Origin of the sequence: Halopseudomonas pachastrellae (assembly GCF_900114765.1) — a bacterium.
GTDB lineage: Bacteria > Pseudomonadota > Gammaproteobacteria > Pseudomonadales > Pseudomonadaceae > Halopseudomonas > Halopseudomonas pachastrellae.
Genome location: NZ_FOUD01000025.1, coordinates 1 through 14825, shown reverse-complemented (window position 1 = coordinate 14825; position 14825 = coordinate 1). Strand labels below are relative to the sequence as shown.

Below are 14825 nucleotides of genomic sequence, written 5' to 3'. Positions count from 1 at the left end.
CGATTTGGGGTCACTCGATATGTGGAAAGATTTGGGGTCCGCTGATCGGATAGGCATCCTGGTTTCCAGACAAGTCTCCTCAGCTCTATATCCCTGCTCAATTACTCGCCTCCACTCATTGTCAATAATTTGCTTAGCCTTCCACTCACTCATAATTCGCGAGCTCCTGCAATTGATCGGCGGCCCACTATCGCGCGGTCATCTGGGCTCCGCTGACGAGTCTGGCGAATCGGACTTTGCAAAGGCCGCGGCGCCAAGCAGCAGAGCGACAACAAACATGAAAAGCCCCATGCCCCACGACTCTGTCACCCCGAGCCAAAGCCCATACCCCATGGTTCCAAGTTGGAGTAGAAGGATACTGGCGCCGAAAAAGTAACTGACCAGGTTGCTCATACCGTCGCTCCTGTCGCTATCGCTCTAATGTCATTTAATAGCCGGCAGCTCCGCGCTTCACACACGGGATGCAACCTTGGCCTTGATTTGCGAAACAACTGGATCCAACTGCGCATGCCAAGAACCAGCACGCGGATGCGATATGTGGTAGCAAGTAGCACCAGCCGCTTCAAACTCCCGGCGGTAGCCCCGAACCTCATACTCCCAGTGATTACCACGGACGAGGCTCTCTTTTGCCAATTGATATCCGCCTAAGTGATCATCGAACAGATGCCGAATGACCCAACAGGCAGCTTTCAGCTTGCCCGTAGCAAACACAATGAAATCTGGGCTGAATTGGCGTATCTGTGCAGCCAGCAACTGCTGTGAAACAGACACGACCTCTTGGTACTCGGTCGATGGGCGATTGCTTGGGTCCCGCTTGTCATAGTCCCAAGCAAGTAGGCTCGTGTAGATCAGTTCTCTGGGGGCCAGCCCAAGCTCCCTAGCCAGTAGGGAGTAGTACTGCATGAAACGGCTTCTGGACGTATCGGCGACCTTGCCGCCCTTCACCTCGAAGAGGCTTCTATAGCGTCCGAGGGACTCGTCTACTACCTCGGATACCGGGAACCCACCTAGGCCTGCCGCCCGTTTGATGGTGTGTTTAGGTGGTTTTGTATCAGTATACCAACCCCCTGCTTCTCGGCCGACCAGCATGACTTTCGTCTTGGCTGCCCAATACTCATCAAAGGGTTCGGGCAGGAAGACGCCGGAGTACTTGTCCTCATCCAGGTTGAACTTATCAATCCGCAGACCCTGCAGAATGCGCGCGTATTCTTGTTTCAATGCGTCCATTCGTTATGTCCCCTCTGATTCCAGTAGATCGTCGTTCGATAGCCATTCAATCATAAGGCTGCCTTGATCGATGCGTACGACACCGATTTTTCGCTTCGTCTGACCGGTCTGCGCGCGGTACTGAATAAAGCAGTCAATCAGCTCCATAAGGTATTGCTTGAAGCCGGTCTCGCTCGCCCTTTCAAACAGATCCCCTTCAGTACGCCAGGAGGCGTGGCTCAGCCGGGCTTCATCATCCTCTGCAGCAAAAACAACCTGACCACAGCCCTGAACAATGCCCGGAAACTGCCTGGCCAACATGTCCAGGCGCAATAACTCGAACTCGCTACCAGTGCTACTGGCTTTGCCTTCCATAATCCACCGAGCTCCTCGATTCTTGCTTGCTGAAACCAGCATGCCATAGAGAGCGACAAAGCCTGTCGCAGCCCACCACTGATAGCCTTGAGGGTCACCCTCCAGCGGTTTTAACACCGCCGGTCGGAACCCGACACCAACGCATTTGCCTTTGCGCAATCCTGCGCCCTGCGAACAACCGCTCCGCTGCGACCCATTCTGTCGCACCACACCTTCATACTGACCTCTGATCCAACGAACACGAGGGCAAGCGGTATGGATCGATTGGTTAAAGAAGAGCTGGAAAGCCTGCTACGCGAGACACACAGCATCAAGCGCCTAGGGCGACGGATCATCAATCTGGCGGGTTTTTTGGGCTCGGACACAGCACCTGACTCCATCAGTCAGCAACTGACGGCGCTGTCTGGTTTGCTGATTCAGCAGGAGGCCTTTGACGCCCTGCTGGAGCCAGTGCTGGCAACCGCACGCGCACGTGGTACAAGCCACCTACACAACGCCGAGCTGACCAGCGTACTGTCCAGCCTGGAAGAAACCCGCAAAGCGCTGCAGCCGGACTCACTCATCAACTATTCGGAACTGATGGCCTGGCTCGTATCGGCTGCCAGCGAGCGCGGCATTCTCAAGATCAAGCGACGTGATCCAACACCTGACACCGCTAATAACCGGAGCGCCTGATGCCCACGGTCTCAACACGCGCCTCACTCGCTCGCCAGTGGGAGATCCTGCAGCAGTTGCCGGCCAAGCCGCCCGGCATAACCACCGCGGCGCTGCGCCAGAGGCTGGAGGACGCAGGCCATAAATGCACCAAGCGGACCATTGAGCGAGACCTGTTGCTACTGGAGCAGCTGTTCCCCCTGCACTGCAACAGCAAGGGTACGCCGTACGGCTGGCATTGGATGGAGGGCAAGTCCCTGAATGTCCCAGGGCTCAGTTTGGGTGAAGCATTGTCGCTGAGCCTGCTGGAAGGCAGCCTGGAAGCACTGCTGCCCCGAGCGATACTTAACGAGCTGACGCCGCGCTTTAGTCAGGCGCGCGACAAGCTCAGCGCATTGGCGGTGGAAACACCGGCAGCGCGACTGCCGCAACGGGTCGCCCACCTGAGCGCCAGCACCGTGCTCCAACCGCCGCAGATTGACCCCGATATCGCCGCTACCGTGTTACAGGCCTTAGTCGAAGGCCAGCAACTGCAGTGCATCTATCGCTCCGCATCCAAGCGCAGCCAGCAAAACCTCGTTCTCAACCCGCTGGCGATGGTGCAACGGGGGCAGACGCGCTACCTGCTGGCGACCGGGGCCGAGTTTGTCGATGTGCGCATGTATGCCTTGCACCGTTTGCAAAGCGCCGAGGCCCTGCCAACCGCTGTGTCCAACGACACCCCATTTGACCTGGCGACCTACCTGGCGGAGGAGCAAATGCAGTTTGGTGTACGCGGAAAAATAGCGCTGCGCGCTTGGGTCAAAGAGCAGCTGGCGCATCTACTACTCGAGACACCAATTTCTGATGACATGCAGCTGACCCCGTTGCCACAAGGTGAAGGTTTCCAGCTAAGCGCTACGGTCAGCGACAGCTGGGAACTGAAATGGTGGTTGCTGGCCCGCGCCAGCCAAGTAGTAGTCACTGCACCAGCATCGCTGCGTGAGGAGTTGGCCCAACGCCTGAACCTGGCTTGTGAACATTATCGAGATAACACCCCAGTCCTGGAGGATACATGTGCGACGATCAACACATCTGCGCCATCCGCATTATTGACCTGCTGAGTGGTCGCGACAGCGTCAGGCCACTTTACGAGCAACATGAAAAGCTGATTACAGCCCCCCCAATCGATAAAGATTATTGCACCTTTTGCTACGTGCTTGGGGCGCCAGCAGGCTACAAAGTGCCCGGAAAGCACTTTATGACTCTGTTTCTCGACCCAGCAGGCAGCCAGCGCACCCTTCAAGCGGATTGTTTTCAAATCCGCTGTGACCGCACGTGTAACACCCAGGAGCTCGTAATCTGGGCGGACCAGGTCATAACTACGCTTTGCGGTGTTTTTCGGGACATGCCCAAACTGATCTGCAGAGACCCGTCCGACATGTTGTACGCGTTATGTGAGACTAGGAACCGCACTGTAACTGCACGTGCATACCAGTTTGAGACGTTTAACAAAGAGGCAGAGCGAGTACTTGCCAAGCAAAAGTTCCACTCTGCATACGTCGTGATTAGTGCAAAAAGAGAAGACTTCTCACTCACACGTTTCAGTCAAATTGGCCTTGCGCTTGACGGGAGCCTGTATAGCCGTGGAGGCGATGTAACAATCGGAGTCAACTACCACCAGCACCCGAGCACTCGCCTGCTGGTACTGAGCGACGACTAACCATGACTACCAATCGCACCATCAACGCATGAACCTCACACGGGATACCAACCTATGAGCAGAGCAAGAACACGCAGTGAACGTCGAGCCATTCTGGTTCTGGAGTCACCCTGGGCATTGGACGATAGCGACAGCAACCGCAGTAGCGTGCGTCCCTTCGTCGAGGGCATCGCCAAGATAGAACCAGACGTGGATGTATTCAGCGCCAATTTTTACGATAAAAGCAGCTTCAGACTTGCCCTCGAGAGCCTGTGTAAGGTGACGTTTGATAACGCGATCGTCTATGTTGCTGCGCACGGTCATCCCGGCACGATCGGCGGCGTGAAGATCACCGATGCCATGTTCATGATCGGTGAGGCCGCCAAGAAGCACGGCATTACCGGATTGATGCTAGGGTCCTGCTTTGTGGGCGGAGACACCGTCAAGCTGGAAGTCTTTATCGAAGGCACCGGGCTACGCTGGGCGGCCGGATACTCCTCCAGCTGCAACTGGCTCGAAGGTACCCTGGTCGACTGCAACATCATGGCCAAGATGCTGCACCTCCACAGCGAGCTGTTGTCGGAGAAGGACGAAATGATCGAGCAGCTTGCCACCGCTACCGCACTCTTTGCCAAGGACTACGAAATCGGCGAAGACCTGAATGAGGAAACTGTGCTTCTGCGTGACTCACTGGAGTTTGTGATCCAACCAAGTGGCAGCGGCAAACGCGCCAAGCGGGTGACTGATGAAGTCTTTGCACTGAACGCGCTGGAAGAGGAAGAGCAGGAGTGACGCGCTGGCTTCAGCAACGCCTAACCGCAAGTGAGCGGCTCGCTCAGTTGCGGTTTCGTGCCAAGGACGACTCTCAATAGCTGAGTCTTCGCCCCCAGGTTTCAAGCCAACCCCGCCAGTTGGGATAACGCGCCCTGGTTCTCTGCTGCTCCGACTGATTATGTAACGCTCGTAGTCGATGAATCTGCGGGGATTCTGCATACGAACTACTGCTGAGCGACTGCAGGGCAATCACTACGACCTCGGTTAATGGCAGCGACTGACGCTAGAACCGATCCAAGATGCGGCAAGCAGGCCCTCGAAAACCTAGTCGAACACATGGCGACGGGGCCACCGCGCAGTTTTGCTGACCACCTTGAGCATATATATCCCGTCGGTAGAAACTGAGGCAAATTTCTACCAACAACACATCGGTAGGGCCATGGCCGCCTGAGTTAAACGAAATAGCCTCCATAAAAACCGGTGCGATTTACTTTTTTTTAGAGGAAAGTCTTAATTAAAGAACACTAATGCAAAACTTACAGACCCACACCTACAACCGGGCTTTGCTGACCCGGGCGGAATAGGTGAGCGACTGAGCGCCCTTTATAACGCTCCCGCACTTCTTCTGCAGCCACCGACCCAATAAATTCCCAGCGTCGGTCCGACTTGGTAGCTAGCGCTGTCTGATCCCGGAATTTATAATGGGTTGACCCCGCACGATGCCAAGATTCAACTTCATACACTTCGCGAACAATGCCTGCATACACAGCCATTACAAATTTAGCCCTTTCACGCCTTGGTCCAATCACCCAAATACCCCGAGTGTACTCATACAATTCCTCGGCACTCATATCATATCTAAACTGCTTATTGATTCGAATCAGCAAAGCAGGGTCGGTAATTTGTGCGCTCTCCGCCTTGCTTTCGATGATCAGGTCGCTCAGGCCTCTGCGCGGATATATATTACTAAGATGGCCCTTCACTTGATTGGTCAAATTATCTATGCCAATCACTTCAATCAAGGCGGCCTCAACTCGAGTAGCCTCCTCATCATCCCGTAGCCCATGAGCCAAAATATCAATAACAGGTTCTAGCCGTGCGTTACGAATCTGTCGAATTCTGTCCACTTTTTCAGAAACGCCATTATCAGATAGATGTTCTGTAGCACGACTACCTATGCCTTTACCGATATAAAAAATCTTTTTATCTCGCGGATCAACGTAAGCGTACACGTAGTACCCCAACGCTTGTGCCAGATCTGGGGTAATGTTCATTTCAGCCATTCTGAAAACTCTCCGCACACAATTAATATTCGCCTTCTTGAAACCGCCCTATTTTTCTCACGTATAGCAATGCGATTTTGATTCGATTGATAACACAGTCCGTACCTGAGACACCAGCAGCAAAACCGATATTGCTTTAAACGAGCTCTGGACCTTACAGCGACGCCTTTACCAACATGCTTGAGATGCTTTTATAACACTCGGTAACCTTTGACACCATGGCAGCCCACCTAAGATCGAGATGCCCGACGACCAGTATTCAGGCTGAGCCCCTAATCAGTTTTCTCTTAGACGATGGCAGACCCCATGCCTGAGCCAATTCAAAGCCGTGCCACCTCCCGACCCAATGGCGACATCTCTGTACTTAACGAGTTGATGCCAATAACTATCCGGGGCTTTCTCTTTACTACTCTTGTGGTCCACCAGCAGTGTTCCCTGCTCCCCCCTGACGACTAGGTCCACCACCCCGCTGATGACCTGTCCTTCTGAATTAAGCCCTGCGATTTGCAACTCACAATCCCACTTACTAACTGCACCCACCAGCTGCTCCATATGAGCTTTGAAGCCCTCCAAATGCTCAATGACCGCTCTCTGCATGTAGCCGTCACTCTCTATGCAACCCCGGTTTAGGGACAGCGCTTTGCTAAGTAGTCTTGGCTGCATAAAGTAAACCTGATATACCCTATGCACCCATGTTCCTAGGCCATCAGCTGATAAGTGGTCAAACGCGTCCAAGTTTAGTGCAGGATCATACTTCGTCGTTTCGGCTACTGCTTTCTGCTGGCCAGACGGGTCGCTGGCTAATGAAGGGCTGATAGTATGCTGCCGTTTTTCAGGCAGATCTTTCGTGGTAATGGATAGAGTAATTCGCTCATCTTCTTTCGCTCCGCCCTCGAAAAAGTGGGCTGCAGAGGGAAGTATCTGATTTTCCTTGTAGAATACAGACTCACCCTTTTCACTTTGGGCGTGCAGCAACGGCTCAATATAATCCAGCATCGCCCCGTCAGAATAACCTTCCCAGCAAGGCAGGATGATCTGCTCACGCGCCCTGGTTAGCGCCACATAGTAGAGGTTCTTGTTAGTCTCGATTTCGTCATCGACCAACAGGACTGCGAAGCGTTCTTGCGTGGCCTTATCGTCAAACCGAGGCAGTATTTGCACAAAGCTTTGTTGGAGCATGCTCTCTATGCCGCCCGCTGGATATGCCATCGTTATGCTGGGAAAACGCGGCTCTGCGCATTTTTCGGCATCCAAAACCATAACCACAGGCCACTCGAGGCCTTTGGAGGCATGCCAGGTTTTCAGGACTACGGCGTTTTCCGCTTGCGGATCTGGCTCGGGCTGTTCGTCGTTAACACCTTGGTTCTGCTTCAGCCATACTTGGAAAGTTGACGAATTTTTTCCGGCAATACCCATTGCATTGAGCGTCTCAGACTGCAACGCTTCGAACGCTTCAGCAAGACCGAGTAACTTGAGCAAGTTTGCTCGATATTGCTGGCCTTTCGGATGGATACGCACAATCTCGAAAAGCCGTACCTCTTCGATAATCGTCAACAGCTGGCTTTTAATCGGCTGCGTCGTCATCTCTTTTCGCAGATGAGTAAGCCGCTCTGTTAGTTCGCTCTCGAATCTAGACTGCTCGCTGTAGCCGTTCAGCAAAGTCTCGAGCCGGCCAGTGTCGCACCCCCTAATCAAAGGCGATGTCAGAAGATCCAGCCAAGCGTATTTGTCCCGGCTATCATTCAGGCCCTGCAGTACGTTCAAGATCCACTGCACAGAATCGCAACCAAGAAATCCTGGTTGCTGGATTTGCACTTCCATACCCGCCGCGCGCAACGCATCCGCGAAGCGCATGAGCCGCTTGTGTCCTCGCGCCAGCACTGCGACATCCGAGCCACGAATAGGCCGCTTCCTGCCAGTGTATTTGTCGGTAACCTGCGTACCGCCACTCAGCAGGCCTGCAATATGGTTAGCCAGAGCGACATTACCTTCCTTGGTGAAGCCCGGTTTATCGCTTCTCGCATTCGCGTCCTTGTTCCAGTAATCCTTATTGAAACGAAGCGCATGCACTGCGGGCAGATCGGATTGATACGCCGCTTTGGGGACGAGGCTCTGATAGCGGTCGCCATAGAGCTTTTCCCCAACATCGTTCAGGAAGCCCATCACCTCGGGAGTGCTGCGCCAGTTGCCGTCCAGCTCCTTTACAGCGTCAGGCAGGCTTTCGCTATCTTGCAGCAAGGTTGCAAATAAACGGCTGTCGGAGCCCTGAAAGCCCATGATGGATTGTTTAAGGTCGCCAACGATCAAGGTGTATTTGCTGCGGGCCTGAAGTTGGCGCAGCAGAGAGTACTGCAGCGGATTGGTATCCTGAAACTCGTCGATAATCAGGCAGTCGTACCTGCCTGCTATTTCTTCCAGCCACTCCGGATTATTGCTCAGGATGTCATTGGCCAGATGCACCATGTCACTGTAATCCACCAGACCAGCCTGTTTTTTCGTGCTTTGGTATTTATCCAGAACTTCTATTACACCCGTTATCAGACATTCGATGTGCAGCAGGCCATCGCAGAGAGGACCCGGGTGTACGTTTAGCTTTTCAGCGGCGTTCCAGATCGACGCGGCCAGATCAGAACGTGGGTGCTTCTCATGAATTTTTTTTAGTTTGTCATTGAATTGGAGCTTGCTCCAAAGCTTCCAATCGCTGCAAAGCCTTTCCCGGGTCGCGCAATAGATATCAGCAACGAAGTCTCTGGCCTTTTCGTTATTGCCCCATTGGTCTTTGCGGCCCAGTTCTTGACGGTCCGGGTATTCAGATTTAACAGCTTCAATCGCCCGCCATAGTTCGTCGGTTATCGATGCAGCGTTTTTTTGCGCCTGACCATAGGTATCGGTGACAACCGCCTGCGCCTGATCCAGCAACGCCCTGACTTCTTCCGACGTTGAGCCAACACCTTTCCCGAGGGATCGAAATTTGCCAATAAGGCTAAGAATAGTGTCCGTCAGTTGATCAACACCTTCCTGGTATTCATCTCCCTTGAACCCGCCACAGTAGTCAAAACGCTGCAGATCATCGAGCAGCGGATGTATGGCGCTTACCTGATCCAGCGCTTCTCGGAGCAGAATATTTTGCTCGGGCTCGGTCAGCTGGCGCGGCGCAGGGGAGTTGCCGGCCTCAAACGCAAAGGTTCGCAAAATTTCCAAACCAAACGCGTGGATAGTGGAGATGGTTGATTTCTGGAGTAATCTAGCTTCCTTCATCAGCCCTTCTTTTAAAAGCGACAACCGAATCCGCTCTCGCATTTGATTGGCTGCATCAGTGGTGAAGGTTACCGCGAGGATTCGGTCTGCCTTTACATGGCCATGCTTGACCCAATCGGCCAGAGTGCTCTGAATGGTGTAGGTTTTACCAGCACCTGCACCGGCTTTGACCAGGGTGTGTTTCTGCGCAGGGAGAATAGCTGAGTTGCTCATACTGCATCATCCTCGCTGTGCCGGGTGAAGCGCGCCACAACCGGATTATCTGTAAGGGCGTAAGCTTTTATGCCCCGCTTATCCCAATCCTTTTCATCCGAGGCATGGTTGAGTCGAATGGTGCCGTTGTGTATTTCATCGAGCCTTTGCTGCACCAGCGTGACTGCGTTTGCAGACTGTTGTTCCAATGACGGCTGGGGCTGAATCACGCTTAGCTGATCACTCTGATCGAGTGATTGATCCGCTAGCAAGGTGGCGTCATTGAGAGTGTAGTATCCACTCATCGCGAGGCTGCCGGGGATCTGCTGTTGGTACAGCTCTCGATAAATCAGGGTTTGCAAGTCGTAACCAGCGTCGAGCTGTTTAAGGCGCCGGTTATGTTTGGATGTTTTGTAGTCGACAACCAGCGTTTGATTGCCGTTGGTCAGCACGGCATCCACATAACCTCTGAGCGGGGTTCCCCACAGCTCACCCTGCAACTCTAGCTCCACTTCGGAAATCCTCCAGCCCTCTTGCTGGCACCAGTTCGCGAAATCATTCAACGCCCGATAGACCTTTTTCCTGAGCTGCGCTCTTTTAAGCTGCCACTGGGGAGCATCCAGAAACGGCGCTTCCATCTCTACAGATTGATTAAACAGTTCGTCAAACAGCATCTCATTCCAGGACTCGGCTTGCCTGGAAGAAAACAACTCGAAAACCTTGTGTGCAACGGTGCCCTGAATAGCAACCTCTGGAGATTGTGGCGCCCAAACCCGTGATTTGATTCTCAGACGATTAAGTAGCCATGCAAGTGGCGATTGCATTAGCTTCTCCAGGCTGCTGGGGGACTCCGGCCTGGCGGTGCCGTCCTGACGAAACCTGATAATCGACATCAGCTCCTGGTCTATCTGAAGGTCATTGAGTTGCGGCGTTGTGGGTGTCTCCAGCTTAACTGGGGCAGTCCGGAGTAACGGGTGATCCGATTGCATAACCGGACATTCAAGCCGCTCGGGAGCGAGTTGTGTCAAACCCTGGAAACAAAGAGCCATATCCAGGAGCGTTTCGCTAGGCTCTAGGCGTGTACCTTGATAATCATTCATCGCTCGCAGGAAGGTTATCCGGCTGTCGGCGCGGCAAAGAAGCTCACTGAAGTCTTTTTGCCATTGCAGCTGGCTCGTTTCCACCGAGTGAATGGCAAGACAGGCTTTGCTTGCGAGTTGATCCCATGCATCCCGGTTTATCGGCCCGGTATGCTCGGGCTGGTAACTGTAATTTCCCTGGTTGAATCCGAGGACAAACAGCTCGTCTACCTGAAACGGCAGTGGCTCGCCTTCCCGCACAATATTGACCGCATTCAGGTAGCGTACTCTTTCGTCCTGTGACTCCAGAGCTGCCACCGGTGTTTGACGGATAACCCGTTTGACTTGCTCATCAAAGGGCTCGTCTGCGTAAAGCGCCAACAGGCGACGAGTATTATCCAGCAGGTCTGTTAAGCGTTGTTTTCCCAGACCTTTTATTCTTGCTGCTTTGCACTGCTCAGCGATGGCGCTCAACCAAGCAATAGTCGCTATCGGTGTTTCCTCCGGCAAGCTCTTGAGGAGCTCGAGCATGGCCTCACCTTCGGCGCTCAGCTCTGCTCCCGGCTCAAGCTCCTCCCCTTCGCCAAGCTGCTCAGCGAGCTTATGACCGATGTTGGCACTCCAGGGCATCAGCGGGTTGATCATCACGCTCATTCTGGCCATGGGAATATCCCGCTGGACTAGACTAGTAAGTAGCTCGTGAACCAAGGCCGCCTGCCAGTCAAAGGTGGCGCCGCCCGGACGTAGGTTGCTGGCAATAATGCCGGCATATTCAAAGTGTGCTTCCAGCCAGGTTTCATAATCTGCGCCTCGGGGAACTACCACAGCTATTCGCCCTGGTGCTGTACCCTGCTCCAGGGAGGTTTGAATCATACAAGTGGCCGCCTCCACTTCATGAACATGATCACGACACGTCAGCCAGTAAAGATCATCACAGTTGATAATCCCGGCGTCAGGGTGAAACAGGGCTTTCGCGAAGTGCTGGGTAGGTGAGCATTGATTCGCGGGAGAAGGCGCAGGGATGAAGGCGTATTTTTCCGGCTCTGGCGCCAACCAACCTTTATCAGCAAGAATACTCAGGATCTGCTGCTGCCAAGGATACAAGCGTTCGGCATCAAGGCGAGGATAAACATAGAGCGGCTCGATACACAGTTCCTGATGCTCGGCCAGCCACTGCTCAGCCAGTTGGTCCTGGACTGGGCGCTCTCCGACTCGCTCAAGGAGCCCCACCAGATCGTTGTAATAACGCTCATAACGGTTGGCAGGCGCCTGGATTTTCGTTGGTTGAATGCCAAGGGGCAAGTAATTAAATAAAAACTGCAGCCCAGCCTTCAGCTCAACAATGGTTGCAGTCTCATCTACTCGAATACTGTCTTTCCAGAAAGCGTCGGTCATGCCCAGCGCCTGTTCCTGCAAGGCTACATCCCAGTCAAGCTTGGACGGCTCGATCAACCAGAGCGCCCCCAGGGTTTCCAGCAGTACAGAGAAACTGCCAGCCTTTACACCCATGGTATTGCGCTGAGCCAGCGCGTGGCGAGTTTCACTTGCTGCAAGTGCATCCGGTACGAGAATGAAGTCCATTTCTTATCCTGTTTGATATTTCCATACGTATATGAGCCTGTTCACCTATGCCCGGTTATTCAGTAGCAGGCATCATATAGCCAAGGCTCAGAGGCTCAACCAAGCCAAACATCTCTGTTCCGAGCCTGTAGGCTACTCTGGCTAAGCAATCAGGAGTTGCAAGTCACGAGTCAACGCTGAAATCACGATAGAACTGATCAAACAATGGCGTTGGAAGATGCTTGTCGTCAAGCAATCCAAAGTGCGCGCCTACGTTACGCCCTAGGGCCAGAAGGGTCTTAGCAGCATTTTCAGTGCCAGCGTACCCGGCCTCCAGTACATATCGAATACGTTCTTTTTCGGACGTGGCTCGGTCGTAAGCCGTACCAGTGATAAACACGTCAACGAGGCAAATGTAGTTGCCCCCCGCTAAACCGGACACCACCTCATTCGTTTGATGCCAGTTCCGCCCGGTACTCCCCAGGCGATTTCATTTTCAGCCCCTTGTGCGGGTGGCTGCAGTTATAGTCCCCGATCCATTCCGGCAACCTGGCCATCACCGTAGCGGCATCAGGAAGATTGTTCAGGTACACATAGTCCCGCTTGAACGTCTTCACGAAGGCCTCAGCCATGCCGCTGCTCTGAGGGCTTCTCACCGGTGTAGTACACACTACAAAGCCCAGAGAGGACGCGAAGACTCGCGTTTCTTTGGCAATGTAGCAACTGCCATTGTCCGTCAGCCATTCCAGTGGATGAGGCCCTCGCTCTGACTGGCCGAACCGGTATTCCAAGCTTTCCAGCAGCAGGTCCTGAACCATCTCACCGGTGATGCCACCGGTGATGCCACCGGTGGTCGCGACATAGCGCATCAGCTCGCGATCACAGCAGTCCAGGCTGAAGGCCACGCGAACGACCTCCTTGTTCCAGCAGCGGATCTCAAAGCCGTCTGAGCACCAGCGAAGGTCTGGCTTCAACGTAATGGCCTGACCGTTGTGACAGCGCTCCTGAGGTCGCCCTGTATACCGGGGTAACAGCAGCCCATCCTGCTTCATCAGTCGGTACACGCGCTTGTGGTTTACTCGCTCATCGTTGGCAGCGAGCAATCGATTCAGTCGAGCCGTGATCCTTCGATAGCCATTGGCAGCACGGGCCTCGCACAGCTCACGGATAAACGGCAAATGCCGGTCATCGTCTTGTTTGCTGTATCTCGGGCTTCGGCCTTTCTGGCGACCATGAAGGCGATCCAGAAGATTGGAGCGCGATACCTTCAGCACTTCCGCAACCCGCTTCAGAGGGTATCGTCCGGTGGCAGCAACGGCATGCGCGAGATCAACTTTTTTGACTGAGCCACCTCCAGAGCTTCCCGGAGTATTTCAGCTTCCATCGTCTTGCGGCCCAACATCCGCTCCAGCTCCCGAACCTTCTTATTCAGGGCTTTGACCTCGGATGCGCTTACAACCTCATCACCGGATTCAATCGCGGACATGCCACCGTCTTTCATCAGCTTCTTCCAACGGAACAACAGACTTGCTGATATACCATGACGCCGGGCTACAAGCGATACCGACATGCCTGGCTGCTCACACTCTGCAACCATGAATGCTTTCTCCTGCGCGGAATACCGGCGACGGCGCTGCACTCCGGTTATGACTTCGATTCTCTCCACCTTGGACACTCCTTTGCACTAGGTCCATGCCTAGGCCTTTGCTTCTACCAAGGTGTCCGGTTTAATTGAGGGCTACTACAGAACCCTCCAAGGGCGTTGCGAGGTGGTCTATGAATGGGCCTGCGAACCTGTCATTCCACCTGGTTGCATATTGCGCGTGTTGGATGAGAGCTTCAGCGCAACGTCATTACTGCACCATTAACCATTCCCGGCTCCTGACACCCATGGTTCGACTGCATCGTTGGGTCACCTGAACGTAGGGAGTGATGACTGTGAGACAGTGGAACGAACAGAAAGCAGAGATCTGGCAGGCTGGCTTTGATGCTGAAAAATTCAGGCAGTGCCCGTTCGCATCAGGTCAGGAGATGCACGGGGTATGGGTAGATGGGTTCGTGGCTGCGAGGCTGATTCGCCGTGAAGTGCCCGAGGATACGCCGGTGTTCATTGCAGGTCGGATTGCCCGCCTGCAAGGATTGCCGTTTGAAGAGCGCCCAGAGACAGAGCTTGGGTCGACTTGGATGGCCGGCTGGGTGAAACAGGGTAAAATTCCGTTAGAACGAATTGCGCCTGAGCGCTTTCACTAACCGTACAGTCTCTCAGCGCGAGGGTGATTGCCCCCTCGTACGCTTCGGTCTCTCAGAGCTTCAAATAGAGCATCATGCTCCCATCTAGCATCTGCGTGAAACCTGCTGCCTTGTAGAAGGCGAGCAGCTGCTCATTCAGCGCGGTGACAATCAGAGCCCTGGGTAATCCCCCCTGAAATCAGAGCTCGTCAGAAGTAGAATTTTCTCCTAATCGGATCAAGGAAATTTTGCGTGAAGACATCGCGTTTTTCGGACAGTCAAATCATCTCCATCCTCAAGCAGGCTGAAGTCGGCAGCCCCGTGCCTGAACTGTGCCGCGAGCATGGCATCAGTTCGGCGACCTTCTACAAATGGCGCGCCAAGTTCGGTGGCATGGACGCCTCGTTAATGGCTCGACTGCGCGAGCTGGAGGAGGAGAATCGTCGCCTGAAGAAGATGTATGCCGAGGAGCGCCTGAAGGCCGAGATCATCCAGGAGGCGATGGCAAAAAAGTGGTGAAGCCATCTCGGCGAC

The 14825-nt window shown here is 53.9% G+C and carries 12 protein-coding genes and 1 pseudogene; 6 read left to right on the top strand and 7 right to left on the bottom strand.

The annotated features are described in order from the left end of the window. Window positions 1-198: 198 nt before the first annotated feature. Genes BM116_RS17105 through BM116_RS17095 form a run of 3 tightly spaced genes read right to left on the bottom strand, consistent with a single transcriptional unit; the run spans window position 199 to window position 1740 of the window. Window positions 199-393, bottom strand: coding sequence for a hypothetical protein (locus BM116_RS17105; protein WP_083729168.1), 195 nt, complete (start codon window positions 391-393; stop codon window positions 199-201). Window positions 394-450: 57 nt separating this feature from the next. Continuing rightward, window positions 451-1227, bottom strand: coding sequence for a hypothetical protein (locus tag BM116_RS17100; RefSeq protein ID WP_083729166.1), 777 nt, complete (start codon window positions 1225-1227; stop codon window positions 451-453). Window positions 1228-1230: 3 nt separating this feature from the next. Continuing rightward, the gene (locus BM116_RS17095) at window positions 1231-1740 is read right to left on the bottom strand and encodes a hypothetical protein (RefSeq protein ID WP_235846788.1); all 510 of its coding nucleotides are present in this window, start codon (window positions 1738-1740) and stop codon (window positions 1231-1233) included. A gap of 96 nt (window positions 1741-1836) precedes the next feature. Here BM116_RS17095 and BM116_RS17090 point away from each other — a divergent pair, with 96 nt between their 5' ends. From BM116_RS17090 to BM116_RS17075, 4 genes are read left to right on the top strand one after another with little or no spacing between them, the layout of a single operon-like run. Then, the gene (locus BM116_RS17090) at window positions 1837-2256 is read left to right on the top strand and encodes a hypothetical protein (protein ID WP_083729164.1); all 420 of its coding nucleotides are present in this window, start codon (window positions 1837-1839) and stop codon (window positions 2254-2256) included. Further along, the gene (locus tag BM116_RS17085) at window positions 2256-3338 is read left to right on the top strand and encodes a helix-turn-helix transcriptional regulator (RefSeq protein ID WP_083729162.1); all 1083 of its coding nucleotides are present in this window, start codon (window positions 2256-2258) and stop codon (window positions 3336-3338) included. The genes BM116_RS17090 and BM116_RS17085 overlap by 1 nt, the downstream gene beginning before the upstream one ends. Continuing rightward, entirely contained in the window at window positions 3290-3937 is a 648-nt protein-coding gene (locus tag BM116_RS17080) for a hypothetical protein (protein WP_083729160.1), read from the top strand. Before BM116_RS17085 ends, BM116_RS17080 begins: the two co-directional genes overlap by 49 nt. A gap of 54 nt (window positions 3938-3991) precedes the next feature. Beyond that, on the top strand, window positions 3992-4708 hold the full coding sequence (locus BM116_RS17075) for a hypothetical protein (protein WP_083729159.1): 717 nt from the start codon (window positions 3992-3994) through the stop codon (window positions 4706-4708). Between the two features lie 518 nt (window positions 4709-5226). Here BM116_RS17075 and BM116_RS17070 read toward each other — a convergent pair. The 4 genes from BM116_RS17070 to BM116_RS17050 all read right to left on the bottom strand — a co-directional run bounded on the left by BM116_RS17070 (window position 5227) and on the right by BM116_RS17050 (window position 13728). Further along, window positions 5227-5973 (bottom strand): LEM-3-like GIY-YIG domain-containing protein, encoded by a 747-nt coding sequence (locus BM116_RS17070; RefSeq protein ID WP_083729157.1) that lies wholly within the window; start codon window positions 5971-5973, stop codon window positions 5227-5229. A gap of 276 nt (window positions 5974-6249) precedes the next feature. After that, complete coding sequence (locus BM116_RS17065) at window positions 6250-9444, bottom strand: UvrD-helicase domain-containing protein (protein ID WP_083729155.1); 3195 nt, start codon at window positions 9442-9444, stop codon at window positions 6250-6252. Next, entirely contained in the window at window positions 9441-12083 is a 2643-nt protein-coding gene (locus BM116_RS17060) for a PD-(D/E)XK nuclease family protein (RefSeq protein ID WP_083729153.1), read from the bottom strand. Before BM116_RS17060 ends, BM116_RS17065 begins: the two co-directional genes overlap by 4 nt. A gap of 425 nt (window positions 12084-12508) precedes the next feature. Continuing rightward, window positions 12509-13728 (bottom strand): IS3 family transposase gene (locus tag BM116_RS17050; RefSeq protein WP_090475280.1). Its coding sequence is split into 2 segments (ribosomal slippage): window positions 12509-13401 and window positions 13401-13728, totalling 1221 coding nucleotides; the frame shifts between segments, so codons are not numbered across the junction. Window positions 13729-14000: 272 nt separating this feature from the next. On the opposite strand from BM116_RS17050, the gene BM116_RS17045 reads away from it, so the two are divergent. Together BM116_RS17045 and BM116_RS17040 are read left to right on the top strand one after the other, a co-directional pair. After that, the gene (locus BM116_RS17045; protein ID WP_139057031.1) at window positions 14001-14312 is read left to right on the top strand and encodes a hypothetical protein; all 312 of its coding nucleotides are present in this window, start codon (window positions 14001-14003) and stop codon (window positions 14310-14312) included. A gap of 231 nt (window positions 14313-14543) precedes the next feature. Continuing rightward, a pseudogene (locus tag BM116_RS17040) lies at window positions 14544-14804 on the top strand (transposase); the annotation flags it as partial. Window positions 14805-14825: the final 21 nt, after the last annotated feature.